Below are 18,173 nucleotides of genomic sequence, written 5' to 3'. Positions count from 1 at the left end.
ATAAACAGAGTAAAACGCTAAGTTTACTTAGTTTTTCCCGCTATTGAAGTGAAACACGATGTTTAACAGGGGCAAGCATTGCTAATTTTCCGTTATTTGACCACTGAAGTTTTAAAGTCTCAGGTCGCTGTATTTTTAACCCTAATGACCATCTTTTTGTCACAAAAGTTTGTGGTTATTTTAGGGGATGCGTCCGAAGGTGGTATTCCCGCTAAGCTAGTGCTGTCGATGATTGCACTTAAACTTCCACAATTAGCCTCATTAATTTTACCGCTAAGTATTTTTCTTGGGATCATACTTGCTTATAGCCGTATTTACGCTGATAGCGAAATGACCGTACTTAAAGCCTGTGGAGTCAGTGAATGGTATGTTGTTCGTGTTACTCTTATTTCAAGCATTGGTTTGGCAATAATGGCTGGATTTTTAACACTCTATGTAGCTCCTTGGGCCAGCGAACTCGAATACCAATTAAAAGAGCAGGCCAAAGCTGATGCGGGATTGTCTGCACTAAGAGCAGGTCGATTTCAACAAACTGGCAATGAAAAAGCGGTTGTATTTATTCATAATATTGATAACGGCGGGAAAGAACTTAATAAAGTTTTTGTTGCACAATTACCAGACAGTGAAAAAGATAACTTAGCTCGTTTGGTTTATGCACAGCGTGGTGTCGTCGTTGAGCAAGAAAATGGTGAGCAGCAGCTCGTGCTTAGCGAAGGTAAACGTTATGAAACTGATGGCCAAACACCAGCGCTTAACCTAACAGAGTTCGATGGTTACAGTGTACAAATACGCGAGCAAGAAGTAGAGCATCAGCGTCGTAAGTTAGAAGCTGTGCCAACGATGAATTTAATCTCGATGAATACGCCTGAGGCCGTAGCGCAATGGCAATGGCGTTTAGCAATTCCGCTCTCAATACCATTACTTACATTGCTGGCAGTTCCTTTAAGCGTTGTTAATCCACGACAAGGTAAGTTTGCAAAATTAGTGCCCGCCATCAGTCTGTATTTAGGGTATTTTATACTACTTAATGCTGCAAAGTTTGCGGTTGAAGATGGCAAAATACCACCGTCAATTGGTTTATGGTGGATTCATATTACAGCCCTATTTATTGGTGGGTTTTTAATTATAAAAGGGCGGCCAGTGGGTGCTTGGCTCAAAGCGATTGTTACTAAGCGGGAGTTAGGCGCATGATGAAAACTCTCGATTTATATTTGGGTAGAAGCATTATTCAGACTACCGGTTTTGCGCTTATGGTTTTGGTGGGCATAAGCACCTTAATTAAGTTTATTGAGCAACTTAAATCGGTTGGCCGTGGTAGTTATGATATTGCAACTGCGCTGCTTTACACTGTGTACAGTCTACCCGGTGATTTAGTGGTTTTTTTCCCAATGGCTGCTTTAATAGGTGGTCTCACCGGTTTGGGAGCGCTTGCTTCTAATAGTGAGCTGGTCGTAATGCAGGCGGCGGGTATGTCGCGTTTGCAAATCATCATATCAGTAATGAAGACTGCCGTGTTTATGGCAATTTGCATGATGGCTCTTGGCGAATGGGGCGCACCTGAGGCACAGCAAAAAGCCAAAGAAATACGCAACCAAGCAATTTACGGTGGTGATGTATTTAACGCACAAAAAGGCGTTTGGGCTAAAGATGGTAATAACTTCATCAATATTGAAGATGTTGATCAAAATGGTGTTTTGCACAGTGTTAATATGTATCACTTTGATAATTCATTACAACTGACTGAGATAACCAAAGTACGAGAAGCTGTGAGCAGGAACGATGGCTGGTTATTACGTGACGTAAGTAAGGTGCAAATAGGTGAAGAGCAAATTATTACCCAACAGCTCGATGAAGAATTTTATGAGTCACAACTTACAGCAGAAAAGCTCGGGGTCGTGTCTGTAAAGCCAGAGTCACTGTCTTTTACAGGGCTCTGGTCATACTTAGATTATCTTGAACAGAATGAGCAAGATGTGAGTACGTATGAGCTCGCGCTATGGCGTAAGATTATGCAGCCAGTGTCAATTGCCGTTATGTTATTGGTTGCTTTATCATTTATATTTGGCCCCCTTAGGACTGTGACTATGGGCGCACGTATAGTGATGGGGGTTGTAACCGGAATTGTATTTCACTTAACTAATGAAATCTTTGGTCCAGTAGTGATGGTGTATCAAATACCTGCGATTATAGGCGCAACACTACCGAGTATTATATTTATTGGTTTTGCGACTTATCTGCTAAATAAACGAAATTAAAAAAAGGAGCTAGGTACTAGCTCCTTAAAATACACTGTTAATCTAATGAACGATAAATTCGTTTGTTCTCTTCTTTTGATAATGTCACTACTTCTGTTTTAGCAATATAGTCTTGCAACGCACGTTTATTTTTGAAATCCACTAACACCACCAGGTTACCCAGCCCTAATAATGCGCTTAGGCTACGAATAATAGCTTGTGGCCAACTGATCAGATTACCGTCGCGTGTTTGCACTTTTAAGCGCCATGCGCGCATACCAATTGTTTGACCGCTCTTTGTCCAAAAGTAAGCAAAAAATACAATGTTAACAGCAACAAATAATGCACTGCGTAGACCGTACAGCAGTGGAGAGTCTTGAATTAAAGCGGCAGGGTCTTCGGTTGGCGCGATAACACCCAAAGCAATAAAGCTTTGTATTGCTGCAAAGTATAAAATAGCCGTTAGCATAGACAATGAAATAACGACTAATGAGTCGTAAATTAATGAAGCAAAGCGGCGCCAAAAGCCCGCACTTGGAAAGTCACCAGACATAAATATACTCACAAAGTTGATATGCGCGCTAGTTTAGCAAATAGGGTGACAAATACTAGGACTGCAAAACCGCACAATGTTAATGGTTGCTCAATTGTTAAGCGGTTGTTCACGCTTTTGTAAAAAAGGCTTGCCGCTAAGGCCATTGTTTGTATAATGCTTGGCATAGAGACGAAGACAGCTTTATAAGTCCTAGCTCTAAAGTGGTTTTTCTTTATCTTCTCGTGTTTAGAAGGTTAAAGAAAAATGATGCCAGCGTGATGAAATTGGTAGACATGGGGGATTCAAAATCCCCTTCCGAAAGGAGTGGCGGTTCGAGTCCGCCCGCTGGTACCACTTTTAATAGCCCTGACCAAATTGGTCGGGGTTTTTTTATGCCTATAGGAAAGTGAAATGCGGACTAGAGCGCCACTTAGAGTGGCACTGTTATGAGTTAAAGTCCGCCCGCTGGTACCACTTTTGATAGCCCTTGCTTTTTAGCAAGGGTTTTTTTATGCCTAGAGGAAAGTGAAATGCGGACTCGAGCGCCACTTAGAGTGGCACTGTTATGAGTTAAAATCCGCCCGCTGGGTGAGAGTAAACCGAAACGAAGTTTCGCAGTTGCTCGAAGTGAGTTCATGGATGAACGATGGATGCAGCTTCATGGATGAATTATGGTTTCAGGTTTAAAAGTGAAATGCGGACTCGAGCGCCACTTAAAGCAATATTATTAAGACCCAGCATCGTTTTAGCCAGTCTGTATTTTTTTAACTTTCTTTGATATTGGTTTAAAACATTTATCAGCAAAAGCCTTTTGGTAAATAAATACAGATTACCTATTGTGGGTATAGTAGAATGCGCGACCTAACTCTATTTTTAATTTAATAACTTACTTACCCTTACTCAAGACTCGTACATTGGGGCATTTTAAAGGAAAGAAAATGACAACGAATCGCTTATTTAGCTTTAAGCATATTTTTATTTTATGCATTCTGTTTACATTATCTGCTTGTGGCGGTGGCTCTGGTGGTGCTGAAAAGGCTGACACGAAAACTAATTCAAACCTAGATATAACAGCGCCTGTTATTACTTTAAACGGTTCGCAGGCTATTACACTAAATATAGGCAATAGCTACCAGGAGTATGGTGCGTCTGCCTCAGACGATAAGGATGGTAGCGTAAGTGTTAGCGTGTCAGGCTCTTTGAACCTTAATCAAGCTGGTGTATATACGTTTACATACACTGCGACTGACAGTGCGGGAAACTCTTCAAGTGTTATTAGAACAATTACAGTGGTTGCACCCGATGATACACAAGCGCCGAATATAACGTTGAATGGTGAAAAGTCTATCTCTCTTGAGCTGGGCGAATCATACCAAGAGCTAGGGGCGCAAGCTCAAGATAATGTGGATGGAACAGTCAGTGTCGCTATTTCAGGCATTGTGGATGAAAGTACACCTGGCGACTATATAATCACATATACTGCAGTCGATTCAGCTAGTAATACGAGTTCAATTACCCGAAAAGTGACGGTACTTGACGCTAAAGACACTGCACCACCGATGCTTAATCTTATAGGTAAAGGGTATATTAAATTATTTTTAAATGAGGAATACACTGAACAAGGGGCGTCGGCATTTGATGACTTTGACGGTGCAATCAGTACAACAGTATTTGGTGAAGTTGACGTTAATAAAGCAGGTGTATACACAGTTACCTACACAGCAACGGATAAAGCAGGAAACACGGCAAGTATTGAGCGCACTGTTGAGGTGATTATACCTCGTGAATTTATCACAACATGGAAAACGGATAATACACAACTGTTCTCGACAGATGCTAATACAATTAAAATTACAACGAAAGGTGAGGGTTATAATTTCCAGATAGAGTGGGGCGATGGCAATATCGACCGAAATGTTGTCAATACAATTACCCACACATACGACACCAGCGGAACTTATACCATTAAAATAAGTGGTGACTTTCCACGTTTTTACTTTGATGAAACACAAGCTGATTGGAACAAATTATTAACTGTCGAGCAGTGGGGTGATATTCGTTGGTCGTCGATGGAGCGTGCATTTATAAACTGCTCTAAGCTTGTTATTAATGCCTTAGATACACCTGACTTATCAAACGTAACAAATCTGTCTTATATGTTTTCGTATGCGCAATCGTTTAACCAAGACATAAACGATTGGGATGTTTCTACCATTACAGATATGACCGGTATGTTTCAAGGAGCTATTTTATTTGATCAACCTCTTGAAAGCTGGGATGTGTCTCGTGTCGTAAGAATGGGGCATATGTTTGATGGTGCAACGCGCTTTAATCAAGATATTAGCAATTGGGATACATCGAGCTTAAAAGACATGATACGTATGTTTAATAATGCCAGCCAATTCAACCAACCAATTGGCAGATGGACAGTTGGCGGTGTTTATAGGATGACAGGGCTATTTGCTAATGCAGTGTCGTTTAACCAAGATTTAGGTGATTGGAAAGTTGGGTTTGTATTTTATATGGGCAATATGTTTGATGGTGCATCAGCATTTAATCAAGACATTGGCCGCTGGAATGTGTCCGACGTCGCCTATATGAACAGTATGTTTCGCAATGCGGTTTCATTTGATCAAAACTTAAGTGATTGGGATATTTCTAACCTCAGTGATATGCGTAGCATGTTCGAAGGGATTGCATTGTCAGTTGAAAACTACGATGCCCTACTCAATGGCTGGAGTAAATTATCGGCTCCACCGCTAAAAATTGGTTTTCATGCTGGTAATAGCCAGTATTCTGAAGCTGGAAAGATTGGACGCGACATCTTAACTGATATTCACGAATGGAATATTGCTGATGGGGGATTGCTACAATAGCATTTCACTGGCAAGCTGCGTTGTTTTCAAGTTTAGAACACCGCAGCGCTAGCTTCATGCTGAACACACTTTTGTGCGCTGTTATTTTATGAGCGTATTATACAGCCTGCTGTCTCCCTCAAATAGAAAGCCTTTATAAAAACGTAATACGCTGATAAATTAAACTATATAATTACATGATGCAGAGCTTATTCGGTTGGTTAACAAATTAAATAATGCGAACGCTTTAGTCGCTGAGCAAATCCACACTACCTTTCAACGTTCATATAAAATTGAAGCTGAACTAATAGGTACGCTTAACTTTCCACCTTTGTTACGCACAGCTAATAATATAAAAAATTCAATCTCACACTTTTATGGCCTGTATGTAGGTGACTCAATCGCAGGTGTTATTGAACTAGAAGTTAAAAATAGTCAATTAGAAATAAATAGCTTAGTGGTTGACCCTGATCACTTTCGCAAAGGTATTGCGAATAGGTTAATGCATTTTGTACTTAATGACTTTTCGAGTACCGCACCAATAAAGCCACCGACTATTGTTGTTGAAACTGCCGTAGTTAACGAACCGGCGATTCAACTATATAAAAAGCATGGCTTTGTTGAGTTTAAACGATGGACCCCTGAGCACGGTATTGAAAAGCTAGCGCTGATTAAAAGTATGACTGCTTAATAATAAGAGGCATAACGTAAGTTAAGCAACGTACAAACTTTTACTTTGTTATGCCATGCATCTACTTCTTGTTCTCTAAAAGCGCAGAGTCTCTTTCTCTTTGTGAATAATTCACTTAATTTTTTGCACAAAGAGAAAGGAATGAGAAGTAAATGAGGATGAACTTGAAGATTAATACCCATTGAAAACACCTTGGGTAAACTAACTACACTTTTATTTTGCTTCTTCCTCTCGCTATAGCAGCTTTTTATTTATTCGGGTATCATTTGGCCAACGTTGATTTTTAGTTGCTATTTATGACCCCGTTGAGTGCCAAAGAAAATATTCAAGCTATTGTTAGAGTGATTAAAGCGGAAGAAGCCAAACTTCGTCAAAAACATCCGCTACTAGCTCATCAAAATACCTTAGGTATGGCAATTTTATTGCTCTCACTTAGTGCCTTAATAGGTGTTGGCACACTGTATTACCTTGCTATTATACCTGCTTGGTTATGTATTATTTTAGCTGCGATTGCCACCTCAATTTCTCATGAGTTAGAACACGACCTTATCCATAAGCAATACTTTAGTAATAAACCATTTTTGCATAATTTTATGATGTTGACTGTGTGGCTGATGCGGCCTAATACAATCAGCCCGTGGTATCGCCGTAAAATGCATTTACATCATCATAAGGTATCAGGCACTGAGCAAGATTTAGAAGAGCGTTTAGTCGGTAATGGTATTAAAAATCCATTCTTACGCGTATTAGTGATTGTTGATGGGTTACTTGGATTATTAATTAACGCTAAGCGCTTTAGTAAAGAAATCAAAGGCTTTAGCTTTTTGAAAGTGTTTAATGCTGGTTTTCCGATAACAACAGCTTACTTTGCCATTTTATACAGCGTTATTGTATTTCATTTAGTGAACTTATTTATGCCACTTGAAGCTAACTCACCGGTTTTATTGTTAGATGTGATGGCGCTGTTTGAGTTTTTAATGGTGGTGTTGATTGTGCCAAACATCGTGCGCTCAAGTTCGCTGAACTTTGTTACGTCATCAATGCATTATTATGGCGGCGTTAATAACATGCTGGAGCAAACGCATGTAATAACCAGCCGTTTATTTGCCCCGTTTAACTTGTTCTGTTTTAACTTTGGACACACTCATACTATTCATCATTTTGTGCCAAATCAGCCGTTCTATTTACGCCAAATGATCAGTAAAAAGGTTCTTGAGGTTATGAAGAAACACGGTGTGCGGTTTAATGACTTTGCCAGTATCAAGCAGGCGAATCGTTATCAATCTTCTTAATACCTAGTTGACCTCAAGTTTTGTTGAGGTTTTAAAGTCGTTACTTAACTTTATATTTAGGTAGCGACTATGAATCTTAATCAAATCACTTTACCTGTCACTGACATCGAAAAAGCCAACGCTTTTTACCTGACTTTGGGCTTTACGCAAATTGTAAAAACACCCCATTACTCGCGCTTTGAATGCGCTAATCACGCTACATTTTCCTTAGTATTAACAAATGGTGTGTTTAGTCATGGGGCAACAATATACTTTGAAAGTAACACACTCACTGAGTGGGTTGAGTCACTAAAAGCGAAAGGTATTAAATTTGATACCGAGATTATTGAACAGCGTTACTTATGGCGAGAGGCTAAACTGACAGATCCATCAGGAAACCTAATTAAGCTGTATTGGGCCGGAGACAATCGCTTAAATCCACCATGGCGAGTTGATATAAGTGTTCAATAAGGTGAGCTAAAGTAGAAATGACTGCGTATGAACGTAATTTGGGGAAATTATGCAATTTAGTGACAGTGAAACTTCTCGAATTATTGAAATGGCGTGGGAAGATCGTACGCCGTTTGAAGCTATTGAAGACCTTTTTGGTTTAAACCACTCGCAGCTTGTTTCTTTTATGCGCAGCAATGTTTCTAGCGGTTCATTTAAAGTATGGCGCAAGCGACATAGTGGCCGTACAACAAAGCATTTAAAGTTACGTGATCCAGCCATCATGCGCAGCCATTGTAAAACACAATACAAACACCGTTAGTACACTGTACCAATGGCATTTTTGTTTCGCGCTTCTCAATGACCAAAGAGTAATGCTCTTTCATTGAAGGCGCGTTCTAGTGCGTTATTGCTTTTAACAATAGCGCCACTATTACTAGCGCCTAAATCGCGTTTAATTCCAACGACGCTCGTACCTTCAGGTGGCTTGGGGATATTACCCCTTCTTTTTCCCTGTCTGTTGTTTCTATTCTTATATATGGCATTAAACTGCCGACCAATTACAAAGCCTCTTAGATAAAAAATACAATTTATTTGATAAATAGAATAAAGCGTTGTCAGTTGCTCTGTAAATCAATGTAAAGTTCAATGCTGGTGTTAACTTATTGATAATTAAATTTAAAGTTTAATTGGTTAGCGCTGTTTGATCTTGGTTTAGTGTTCTCACTTCATGAATGTTTGTTTTACGAGCGCTTGTTAATTTGAATGAAATATTTCTGTAATATTGGAGTGTTCTAATGCGCCCTGAAACAAAAACGTCATCAAAATGCCACAATCGGCAAGACAACAATTGAGATTTAATCATGAGTGAATCAAAGCAGAACACGCTATTAATTAAAACACTTAACTGGGCAGCCATTGCCTTTTTAGTTTATTTAGTACTGGTTGCCGTAGGTACAGTCAGTGGTGGTTTTAAGTTAGCGTCAGGTGGTACTCAAGGCGCACAAGAAATTTTTGCGTTTGCAACTAACCCGTTTATCGCTTTATTACTAGGTGCTTTAGCAACCGCTTTAGTACAATCGTCTTCTACTGTAACGTCAGTCATCGTTGGACTTGTGGCAGGTGGTTTACCTTTAAGTATTGCTATCCCAATGATAATGGGTGCAAACATTGGTACAACCATAACAAATACTTTGGTATCAATTGGTCATATTCGCTCAAAAGATGAATTTCAGCGTGCATTTGCAGCATCAACAGTTCATGACTTTTTTAACTTGTTCGCGGTTGCTATCTTCTTACCGCTTGAAATCATGTTTGGTTTATTACAAAAGCTTTCAGCCATGTTGTCGCATTTGTTTGTAGGTGACGCTGACTTATCATTAAAGAGTTATAACTTTGTAAAACCTTTAGTGAAACCTGCTGTGGGTGTAATAAAAGACGCATTTAGCTTCTTAGATACAAAAATGTTAGGCGCAGCAATGGTCATTGCGGGTATCTGTTTAATCTTATTTGCAGTAACAACGTTAGGTAAGCTTCTTAAAAAGGCACTTGTTGGTAAGGCAAAAGATATATTACATGGCGCGATAGGTCGTGGCCCAGTTGCGGGTATTACATCAGGTGCGGCTGTAACGGTTATGGTGCAATCGTCATCAACAACAACAAGCTTGATGATTCCACTTGCAGGGAGTGGTGTATTTACTACGCGCCAAATTTATCCGTTCACCTTGGGTGCAAATATTGGTACAACTATTACTGCTTTATTAGCTGCAACATCTATAACTGGCCCAATGGCTGAAGTGGCGCTAACTATTGCACTTGTGCATGTTATGTTTAATGTGTTTGCTGTAGCGCTTATTTACGGTATTCCAGTATTGCGTGAGATTCCAATTAAACTAGCTGAGAAACTGGCTGAGGTAGGCACTAAGAATAAATCGGCAGCACTGGGCTATGTGTTGGGTTCGTTCTTTGTAGTACCTGGTTTAATTGTGCTAGCAGTGCGTTAGACAAATCATATAAATGATAAGAATGCGCTATATGGTTATTCATATAGCGCATTTTTTATTTAAGGGTTTTGTAGTGTGTGCTTCATCGTAATATTACGGCCCCCGAGATAGCCAAAGATAGCGCAGAGTGCACTTGCTAAAGCACACAACCATAAGGTGGTTGCCCAATTGCCAAAATAACTATGTAATGACCCAGCAATAAGAGGGCCTGCAGCGGCAAGCAAGTAGCCTAAACATTGCGCCATGCCAGACAGTGAAGTTGCTTGATCTGTATCGTGGGTTCGTAAACTAATAAACGACAACCCGAGAATGAAGCAAGCACCTGAGCAAAACCCTAATGTAATAGTCCACAGCGCAGCAAACTCTGGAAAATAAAGTAGTCCAAGTGAGCATGTTGCGGCTATTGATGCTAATAAGCTAGTTAAAATACGTTGATCGTTTAGCTTTGCCAGTAGTGGGATTAATATAATACCAGGGATTGCGGAAGCTATCTGAAATGACCCCTGTAGAGCACCTGCATACTGGTTTGAGTGGCCTGCTTCAAGCAAAATACTTGGTAACCAGCCAATCATAATGTAGGTAAAAAATGAGTTTAAGCCCAGTAGTAAAGTAATCTGCCACGCGAGCGCCTCTTGCCATACTTTGTTGTTATGAACACTTGCCAATAAATCTTTTGTGGGCTTAGTGTGAGACTTTAATTGGGGTAACCAAATAATAATGCTAATTAGAGTGAGTAGCCCATAACAGGCTAGTGCAATTTGCCAACCAATATTTTTATATTCAGCTAAGGGAATAATTAATGCTGAGTAACAGCCACCAAAAATCCCCATTGCCAATACGTAAGTAGATGTCATCACTGCCACTTTATGCGGGAAATCGCGTTTAATTAAGCTCGGTAGCAGCACATTACCTATCGCAATACCAACTCCAATAATAGCAGTACCTAAATACAGCATTGTGACAGAGTCAATTAACCGTGATGCCAGGCCAAAACCGATTAGAATGAGCGCAATAAATAATGAGCTTTCTAAGCCTTGTTTTTTAGCGAGGTTTGCAGCCACAGGGCTGGCCAGTGCGAAAGCAATTAACGGTAGCGTTGTTAGCATACCGGCTTGTGAGGGGGTTAAGCTAAAGCTAAAAATAATATGTTCAAGTACAGGAGCAAGCCCAGTAACAGGAGCACGTAGGTTGGCGGCAATAAAAATAATGCCTAAAATTAAAATAGCAGAAGAAAAAGCACTACGTTTAATGAGAGTCGAATTCAAAATCAAAGTCATCAATAACAAATAGGGGAGGCTATTATAACCACACGGCTTTAGGCTGAGTAATTTAATTGATTAAACGTGACCAATCATTAATAGTAGCTTTAACCGTATCGACCTTGGCTATCATGGCCCAATAAGGTGCTAAATGTGGCTTGAATTATGGATTATAAAAAGTCAGCTCGCGTGCTGTTCAAAAGTGCACCTATACTTTAAGTGCACTTGAAAGAGCAATATAAAACCAGTGCTAAAACACGCAAACTAAAAAGATGTATTTATTACCATGCGTAACTTGCTGAAAACATAAAGTTACGTTCTCTGCCTGGAAAGTAACGGTCTCCACTGAAGCCAGTGTAGTCGGCACGTTCTGCGTAGTCGGTGTTGGTTAGGTTGTTAATTCGCGCGGTAAGTTTTAATTGTTTAGAGAGCTGCCATGCACTGCGTAAATTAAGTAAATTATGGCCATCATAGCTGTGAAGATTTTCAGGGTCGGTAAAATAGTCACTAACATGATGCCATTCAATCGAAGCTAATGTGTTACCAGTGATTTGCCAGCTTGCTTGGATGTTGGCAATATTACGTGGTGCTGTGTCTACGTCATTTCCATTAATGTTTACACCGGATAAAACACGGTCATAGTCATATGTGTGCTGTGCATGGCTTGCTGCAAGGCTAAGCTGTATAGATTGAGTAAGCTGATAGTCTAGCTCTAATTCAATACCGCGGTGCTGGGTTTGCCCATCATTAATTGTAAAAAAGTCACTGTCGCGGAAAATGACGTTTTCTTTATCCATAGCGTAGGCAGACACTACATAGTGTAATTGTTGATATTGTCCTTTGAGGCCTAGCTCAAGGTTGTTTGCTGTTTCAGATTTTAAATCAGCAACTTGTTGCTCACGCTGTAACTGATAAAGCTCGGCTGCTTGTGGGGCTCGATAGCCGCGCGAGAGGTTTGCGTAAAAATAGTTATCTTCACTCAGTTGGTAACTCAAGCCCAATTTGGGTGATGTATTGGTGAAGGTATTTTCATCACTGGGTGGGCGAGAGTAACGACATCCCCCAAACCCACATTCGCTGCCATCTTCGGCGGTACGTCCAGTAAACATGTTATTAGTGTAGTCGTAATTGAGTCGTTCAAAGCGAGCACCTAGGCTGACATTAAGTTGTTGCCATTGCCAATCAAGGCTAATAAATGGCGCAATCAGCGTGCTATTTACGTCGTAATCGTAATGTTTGCCTTGCGGTACTGTCGCAACTAAAAATGCAGAGCCTTGGGTTGGCTTATCTTGATATTGTAGATAGTCAGCGCGAGTATATTCGCTGTCTAATCCTAAATTAACAGTCAGTTCATTCGAGTAGGCATGTTGCCAAAGTGACTGTACGCCAAAGCCATTTTGGCTATTTTCTTCAAGCGGTGTACCTGGTAAAAAGTGCTTGAAAAAGGTCATGCTTTGCCTGCGCATATAGGGGGTCAGGGTGATCCTATCTTTTTCGGTTTGCCACTGTGCTTTTGACCAAACTCGAAAAGAACGCGCTTTTCTGAATGCATCAGGGTTAAAGTTTTGCTGAGCTATTTGGTCATCTTTATAGCTTTCAAAGCCAGTTATAAAGCCCGCTGTTTGCTGGTCTAAATGGGTATAACTCAACCCTGTATTAATCGAAAAATCTTCATTTAGATAACGGTGACGTAGGTTGAGTTTTTCTTGATCTACACTTTCATCATCACGGTAACCGGTATCGCGCGTTACACTGGCGTTGATCCCAACCCCTTGATCACCAAGGTCCTTCCCGCTTCGCAGTTTTAAACGGCTGTAACCGTAAGAGCCTAAATCAACCCCCAGTAACTGCTCATCGTAAGTGGTATCTGGCGTGATGACATTGATAACACCATGCACAGCATTTGAACCATAAAGGGCTGAACCTGGACCTTTTAAAACCTCAATATGATCTGCCATTTCCGTGTGGGCTTCAAATAACTCGTTAATATTACAAAAACCAGCCGCACGCAGTGGAATGCCATCTTCAGCCGTTAAAATACCGCCACAGGCGCCCGCACCAGACAGCACTGGAGAGCGAAGCGCAGGTAAATATTCTTGGCCATTACCATGCTGTAAATTTGCGCCAGCGATTTGTTTTAATACTTGTTCAATGTGGGTGGGGGCAATTAAATCCAGTTCTGCTTGGGTGATGCTGCTGACAACTAAAGGGAGAGGATCGGCATTTACTTGCGAGCGAGATGCTGTTGTCGTGATGCGTTCAATATCGTTTTGGTTTGCAAAAGAATCACATACTGTTGTAAAAGCTAGCGTTAAACCTAGTACTCGAAAAAGCATATAAGCCCTTTATCTAATCTGATTCAAAAGGGCAGAATATAGCCTTTTAGAAGAATGCTAAAACTTTAGCGATGAACGACGTTTGATGCATTTTTGCAAAAGCGGGTTTGTTGGCGGTATTTTAAAATTAAACCACCAGCAAGAAGCGCTAATAGCCAAAAAACACTGCCTGAACTCGTGCCATTTTTATGGTTTACGTTTGCTATTTTCTCTTCTTTTACTCGGCTTTTAAATGAGCCAAGTTCAGCATCTAAATTTACTATCATGTCATCCACGGCTAAATTAAAGCTGCTGTTTGATTGATTGTTTAAGGTATCGTCAATACCGACGGCCGTACTACGCTGATCAACCTTATTAATACCCGGTGCGCGAAACAGCATTTTTTTACTCTTCACATCAAAAACAGCGGTATCGACAAAAGTTTGAACCGTATTTTCATTACCAGGAATAACATACAAGCCAACAATGGTCAGGTACAAAAAGGCGGCATTGTTTTCCAGTGTTTGCGATACTTGGTCGTATGAAACCAGTGCCATTATATCTACATCATATAATCGGGATACTTGATCAAGGGTTGTGAACCCCTGACCTCCTTTTAAATAACTACTCGGAATAACCTCAATGCGGTCGATATAGTCGTATTGTAAAAACTGTTTTTTAACTTTCTCAAGTAACGCAACTTCTTCATTACTACGGATACCTGCATCGTTTTGATTGGGAATAAATGCAATACCGACAGTGGCAGGTAAGTTAAGCGTTGGTAAACTTGGTTGATGAGCTTGACGACTTTGTTCATTAGGATATAGAAAATCCACTAAACTACTAGAGCGTGTTTCTTGATTCGCATTTTGGCTGAGCATAGTACTGCAGCCTGCCAAAGATACGATAACGAATACTAAAATCAGTTTGAGCGTTTTCATATTATTCTCTATTATTATGTGATCCGATGAGTTTGAACAGCAAATGACCAAAAAGTTCTGTCATGGTTACTTAAATGTCAGTGTTGCTGTTATTGTCGTTTGTTTTACAAACACTTCATCATGGCTAACTAAAATAACACTACCAATAAAATCGGCAAGGCTTTTAGCAAGGTGTCGCTTATTATCTAGATCCAAATGGTTGTCGGGTTCATCAAGGAGCAATAAATGACTGCTGGCATTTTGTTTAGCTATCAGCATCGCTAATTGCATTTTTTCACCCCCGCTTAACTGAGCGACCTGACGATAAACATCGTCCTCTTTGAATCCTTGGTTTGCCAGTACGTTTCGTATTACTTGCTGCTCAAGGCCGCAATGCAGCTGAACTGCATCCATTAAACTTTGTGAGGGAATTAAAAAAGAACATTGTTGATCAATATAAAGTACCTGACTGTTCAGATGAATAGCTGGATTAATACGCGTTTGCGCTGAATCATTTATAGCCTTTAATAGCGTTGATTTGCCAGAGCCATTAGGGCCATCTATATGTAGTTTGTTGCCACTGAGTACCTGTAATGTTATGGGGGTGTTGCGGTTTATTTGTGCTGAGCATAGTTTGTCAATGAACAGTAGGCGTTTATTACTGGTCGATTGAGTGAATGTTAGGTTGCTTTCAATCTTGTGGGGTTGTTGTTGCCTAAGGGTTTGGTGCTGCTGGGCGAGGGCATTGAGCTTTGTCGATGCTAAGCGCTCATTAGCGCCTTTACGTGCTTGTGCTTTATTTTTATTAAAATCGAGCATAACTTTAGCTTGGCTAGCACTACGGCGGTGCTTATTGCCTTGTGCGGCTCGTTGTTGTGCTTTTTCATAGTTAATTTGAGTTTGTTGTTGATGTTTTTTTTGCTCTTTTGCTAAGTGATTTATTTGTTTTTTCAGCGCGGTTTGCTGTAATTCTTTTTGCTGGCAAAAATGGGTAAAGTTGCCTGTTTCGTAGTGGTAGCCTCGACTGTTCAATTCAATAATAGCATCACTGTGTTCAAGTAACTGGCTGTCATGGCTAACAATAATTACTTGCCCTCTAAATGTATGTAACTGTGGTATTAACCACAGCTTTGCTACGCGGTCTAAATGATTGCTAGGTTCATCTAAAATTAAAAGATCTGGCTTAGCAGCTAATGCGCAATAGAGTGTTAAGCAACGTTGTTGCCCTAGGCTTAATTGAGTAATTGGGGTGTTGATGGGAGCATTAATACCTATGCTAGATAGCTGTTGCTGGTAATATTGATCACATAACCAATCGTCGCCTACTAACGCAAAGTCCGCTTCAGCAATACTTCCATGTGTAATACGTGTAAGAGCTGCTAGTTTTTTATCTATTCCTAACTGTTTAGCAATGGTGTTTGAGGAGCCTTGTAAATAGTGATCACTTAATTGCTGTGATACAAGTAAACGTGTGCCACTAAACTCAACATGTCCCGCACTAGGTTGTAGTTGGTTTGCTAAAATATTTACCAAAATGGATTTTCCACTGCCATTAGCACCAATAATCGCGGTGATTTTTTTATTAATTGAAAAGTTAAGCTGTTTAAATTGTACATGGCCATCAGGGTGTTGATAGCTTAAATTATGGATTTGTAATGACTGCATAATGCCTCTGATATGAGCAGGGCATGGCGCGCAAAGCTATGAAACTAACTATGGATCGTTAAGTCGATAACGAGAAATATGACGAATTTTGCGCCCACTAACCCTGTAAATTCAAATAAATAAAACGAATTTCAACAGGTGTTAGTTATTCATCGTAGCGCAAACTCCAATAAGGTAAGTGAGTTAATAATATACAATTATGCTGTGGTTTGTAAGGCTGTTTTTACTATTTTTTGTTTTATGCCAATAAGTTTAAAAGTGAGGTATAACTTGTTACTTCAAGTGTATGTGAGCGCACACTATCATTAAAAGCTTTGTAATTTATTTTATCTTTGGTTCAGGCTTACTTGTTAGTCTTCATTAAATAGTCTCTGTTATAGTCAATTGATGGATTATTTACATTACTTCATAACGTATTCATTAATTATTGCTATTGTTTAAATGAACTAAGTAGGGAGTAAAATTATGAAAGCACTTTTAGCTATGACCATAGTTGGGTTAGCATTAATCAGCAGCCCTGTTTTTGCAAAAAATGATCATCAAAACAAAGGCAAGAGTAAAGACAAAGGAAGCTTACCACCGGGGTTGCAAAAGAAAGTTGATAATGGTGGTCAATTGCCTCCTGGCTGGCAGAAAAAGCTTCACAAAGGTGATATATTAGATGACTCTATTTATCGTCATGGTCGTGTATTAAAGCCGATAGACCGTGATGGTCGTATTACTATTGAGGTTGACGATTCCATTATTCATATGGTTCACGATACTCGAGAGATTTTATCAATTTAAGTCGTTATTAATGAGGGATCATTGAATGCTAATTGCATTAGTATGTGTACTGAGTGTGTTCTTGATAGTGACACTTTTACCTATGTCATACAGCCAGCACTATTTAATTCGTAGTTGCGATTTTATTCGGTTACAGGTTTTTTATTTTGCATTAGCTGGGCTATTTTTAGCTGGGTATTTTGCTTTTAGCGAGCTATCGCCTTTGGTTTTGTTGTCCTTAATAATGGCGAGTGTTATTTTGCTTATTCAAGGTAAGTGGATATTCCCGTACACATGGCTCGCAAAAAAAGAGGTGGCTCATAGCCCCTCAGGAAGTGAACATAGTGTTCGTATTATGTCGGCGAATGTGTTGATGTCGAACACTCGCTATCAAGATTTAATCGATTTAGTGAACGAGAACCAACCAGATTTACTGATCACGCTTGAGTCGGATAGTAAATGGCAACAACATTTATCAGTACTTGAAAAAGACTACCCTCATACAATATTTTGTCCAAAAGATAATCGCTACGGCATGCATCTATACAGTAAATATAAAATAAAAAAACAACAAGTATGTGAGTTAGTAGAGAGTGATATTCCCTCAATTCATATTTTATTTGAGACTGCTGAAGGTCTTGAAGTGCAAGGTCATTTTATTCATCCTGCCCCACCGAGTCCTACAGAAGAAGATACTTCTAGGCCTCGAGATACCGAACTTATTTTACTGGCCAAAGCTTTAAAGAATAACAAACGTCCAACTATTGTTGCTGGCGATTTGAATGATGTTGCTTGGTCAAGAAGTACCCGTTTGTTTATGGAGATCAGTGACTTTTTAGACCCACGTAAAGGGAGAGGTTTTTTTAATACTTTTCATGCTGGGTATTTCTTTATGCGCTGGCCGCTTGATCATTTATTTCATAGTCATGGTTTTACGGTTAAGCGGATTAAACGATTGGCAAAGTATGGCTCAGATCATTTTGCACTACTAACTGAGTTAGTGCATGAACCCGCTAATAGTAATCAGCAGTTAGATGATGAAATGAACATTCAACAAGCTGTGGATGAACTGCAAATGGATAATACGTCATATAAGTCAGTTCCAACATTTGATGACGACATAAATAAAGCCCAGCTTAAATAACCTGAACTCTGGATAATAAATCTATCTCCAGCGGCTACTTTCAACGCAAACTGCGTTGAATTTACT

At 39.8% G+C, this 18,173-nt stretch carries 15 protein-coding genes and 1 tRNA gene; 11 read left to right on the top strand and 5 right to left on the bottom strand.

The window, feature by feature from the left end; genetic code table 11:
* Positions 1-78: 78 nt before the first annotated feature.
* A complete protein-coding gene (lptF, locus tag C7Y70_RS05815) occupies positions 79-1,191 on the top strand; it encodes an LPS export ABC transporter permease LptF (RefSeq protein WP_099296296.1) in 1,113 nt (370 codons plus the stop codon).
* Positions 1,188-2,255 carry an LPS export ABC transporter permease LptG gene (gene lptG, locus C7Y70_RS05810; RefSeq protein WP_099296297.1) on the top strand — a complete coding sequence of 356 codons (1,068 nt, stop codon included), beginning with the start codon at positions 1,188-1,190 and terminating at the stop codon, positions 2,253-2,255. The genes lptF and lptG overlap by 4 nt, the downstream gene beginning before the upstream one ends.
* 37 nt (positions 2,256-2,292) lie before the next feature.
* Here lptG and C7Y70_RS05805 read toward each other — a convergent pair whose 3' ends face one another.
* Positions 2,293-2,787, bottom strand: a complete 495-nt coding sequence (locus C7Y70_RS05805; RefSeq protein ID WP_135473731.1) for an RDD family protein — start codon at positions 2,785-2,787, stop codon at positions 2,293-2,295.
* A gap of 251 nt (positions 2,788-3,038) precedes the next feature.
* Between C7Y70_RS05805 and C7Y70_RS05800 the strand changes: the two genes are divergently transcribed.
* The 7 genes from C7Y70_RS05800 to C7Y70_RS05770 all read left to right on the top strand — a co-directional run bounded on the left by C7Y70_RS05800 (position 3,039) and on the right by C7Y70_RS05770 (position 10,039).
* Positions 3,039-3,123 (top strand) — tRNA-Leu (locus C7Y70_RS05800).
* A gap of 584 nt (positions 3,124-3,707) precedes the next feature.
* On the top strand, positions 3,708-5,645 hold the full coding sequence (locus C7Y70_RS05795; protein WP_135473730.1) for a BspA family leucine-rich repeat surface protein: 1,938 nt from the start codon (positions 3,708-3,710) through the stop codon (positions 5,643-5,645).
* A gap of 196 nt (positions 5,646-5,841) precedes the next feature.
* Positions 5,842-6,315, top strand: a complete 474-nt coding sequence (locus C7Y70_RS05790) for a GNAT family N-acetyltransferase (RefSeq protein WP_135473729.1) — start codon at positions 5,842-5,844, stop codon at positions 6,313-6,315.
* A gap of 296 nt (positions 6,316-6,611) precedes the next feature.
* Positions 6,612-7,607 (top strand): fatty acid desaturase, encoded by a 996-nt coding sequence (locus tag C7Y70_RS05785; RefSeq protein WP_135473728.1) that lies wholly within the window; start codon positions 6,612-6,614, stop codon positions 7,605-7,607.
* A 69-nt stretch (positions 7,608-7,676) separates the two neighbouring features.
* A complete protein-coding gene (locus C7Y70_RS05780) occupies positions 7,677-8,057 on the top strand; it encodes a VOC family protein (RefSeq protein ID WP_135473727.1) in 381 nt (126 codons plus the stop codon).
* A gap of 49 nt (positions 8,058-8,106) precedes the next feature.
* Entirely contained in the window at positions 8,107-8,358 is a 252-nt protein-coding gene (locus tag C7Y70_RS05775) for a TIGR03643 family protein (RefSeq protein ID WP_099296304.1), read from the top strand.
* Between the two features lie 541 nt (positions 8,359-8,899).
* On the top strand, positions 8,900-10,039 hold the full coding sequence (locus C7Y70_RS05770; RefSeq protein WP_135473726.1) for a Na/Pi symporter: 1,140 nt from the start codon (positions 8,900-8,902) through the stop codon (positions 10,037-10,039).
* A 59-nt stretch (positions 10,040-10,098) separates the two neighbouring features.
* On the opposite strand, the gene C7Y70_RS05765 is transcribed toward C7Y70_RS05770, so the two are convergent.
* From C7Y70_RS05765 to C7Y70_RS05750, 4 genes are all read right to left on the bottom strand, one after another.
* Entirely contained in the window at positions 10,099-11,316 is a 1,218-nt protein-coding gene (locus C7Y70_RS05765) for an MFS transporter (RefSeq protein ID WP_135473725.1), read from the bottom strand.
* A 263-nt stretch (positions 11,317-11,579) separates the two neighbouring features.
* Positions 11,580-13,634 (bottom strand): TonB-dependent receptor, encoded by a 2,055-nt coding sequence (locus tag C7Y70_RS05760; protein ID WP_135473724.1) that lies wholly within the window; start codon positions 13,632-13,634, stop codon positions 11,580-11,582.
* A 65-nt stretch (positions 13,635-13,699) separates the two neighbouring features.
* A complete protein-coding gene (rhlP, locus tag C7Y70_RS05755; protein WP_135473723.1) occupies positions 13,700-14,554 on the bottom strand; it encodes a rhombotarget lipoprotein in 855 nt (284 codons plus the stop codon).
* A gap of 66 nt (positions 14,555-14,620) precedes the next feature.
* Entirely contained in the window at positions 14,621-16,198 is a 1,578-nt protein-coding gene (locus tag C7Y70_RS05750) for an ATP-binding cassette domain-containing protein (protein WP_135473722.1), read from the bottom strand.
* Positions 16,199-16,663: 465 nt separating this feature from the next.
* On the opposite strand from C7Y70_RS05750, the gene C7Y70_RS05745 reads away from it, so the two are divergent.
* A complete protein-coding gene (locus C7Y70_RS05745; protein ID WP_135473721.1) occupies positions 16,664-16,984 on the top strand; it encodes a hypothetical protein in 321 nt (106 codons plus the stop codon).
* Positions 16,985-17,009: 25 nt separating this feature from the next.
* A complete protein-coding gene (locus C7Y70_RS05740; protein WP_135473720.1) occupies positions 17,010-18,107 on the top strand; it encodes an endonuclease/exonuclease/phosphatase family protein in 1,098 nt (365 codons plus the stop codon).
* Positions 18,108-18,173: the final 66 nt, after the last annotated feature.

The organism is Pseudoalteromonas sp. KS88 (assembly GCF_004766475.1).
Taxonomy (GTDB): domain Bacteria; phylum Pseudomonadota; class Gammaproteobacteria; order Enterobacterales; family Alteromonadaceae; genus Pseudoalteromonas.
Note: the sequence above shows the minus strand (reverse complement) of the source record. Positions and strands in the feature narration are given on the sequence as shown.

What these genes read in the sequence shown, in the direction of transcription:
- C7Y70_RS05745 (WP_135473721.1), top strand. Translation starts at nt 16,664, where the DNA reads ATGAAAGCACTTTTAGCTATGACCATAGTTGGGTTAGCATTAATCAGC.
- C7Y70_RS05795 (WP_135473730.1), top strand. Translation starts at nt 3,708, where the DNA reads ATGACAACGAATCGCTTATTTAGCTTTAAGCATATTTTTATTTTATGC.
- C7Y70_RS05785 (WP_135473728.1), top strand. Translation starts at nt 6,612, where the DNA reads ATGACCCCGTTGAGTGCCAAAGAAAATATTCAAGCTATTGTTAGAGTG.
- C7Y70_RS05775 (WP_099296304.1), top strand. Translation starts at nt 8,107, where the DNA reads ATGCAATTTAGTGACAGTGAAACTTCTCGAATTATTGAAATGGCGTGG.
- C7Y70_RS05780 (WP_135473727.1), top strand. Translation starts at nt 7,677, where the DNA reads ATGAATCTTAATCAAATCACTTTACCTGTCACTGACATCGAAAAAGCC.
- rhlP (WP_135473723.1), bottom strand. Translation starts at nt 14,554, where the DNA reads ATGAAAACGCTCAAACTGATTTTAGTATTCGTTATCGTATCTTTGGCA.
- C7Y70_RS05765 (WP_135473725.1), bottom strand. Translation starts at nt 11,316, where the DNA reads ATGACTTTGATTTTGAATTCGACTCTCATTAAACGTAGTGCTTTTTCT.
- C7Y70_RS05760 (WP_135473724.1), bottom strand. Translation starts at nt 13,634, where the DNA reads ATGCTTTTTCGAGTACTAGGTTTAACGCTAGCTTTTACAACAGTATGT.
- C7Y70_RS05750 (WP_135473722.1), bottom strand. Translation starts at nt 16,198, where the DNA reads ATGCAGTCATTACAAATCCATAATTTAAGCTATCAACACCCTGATGGC.
- lptG (WP_099296297.1), top strand. Translation starts at nt 1,188, where the DNA reads ATGATGAAAACTCTCGATTTATATTTGGGTAGAAGCATTATTCAGACT.
- C7Y70_RS05740 (WP_135473720.1), top strand. Translation starts at nt 17,010, where the DNA reads ATGCTAATTGCATTAGTATGTGTACTGAGTGTGTTCTTGATAGTGACA.
- C7Y70_RS05770 (WP_135473726.1), top strand. Translation starts at nt 8,900, where the DNA reads ATGAGTGAATCAAAGCAGAACACGCTATTAATTAAAACACTTAACTGG.
- C7Y70_RS05805 (WP_135473731.1), bottom strand. Translation starts at nt 2,787, where the DNA reads ATGTCTGGTGACTTTCCAAGTGCGGGCTTTTGGCGCCGCTTTGCTTCA.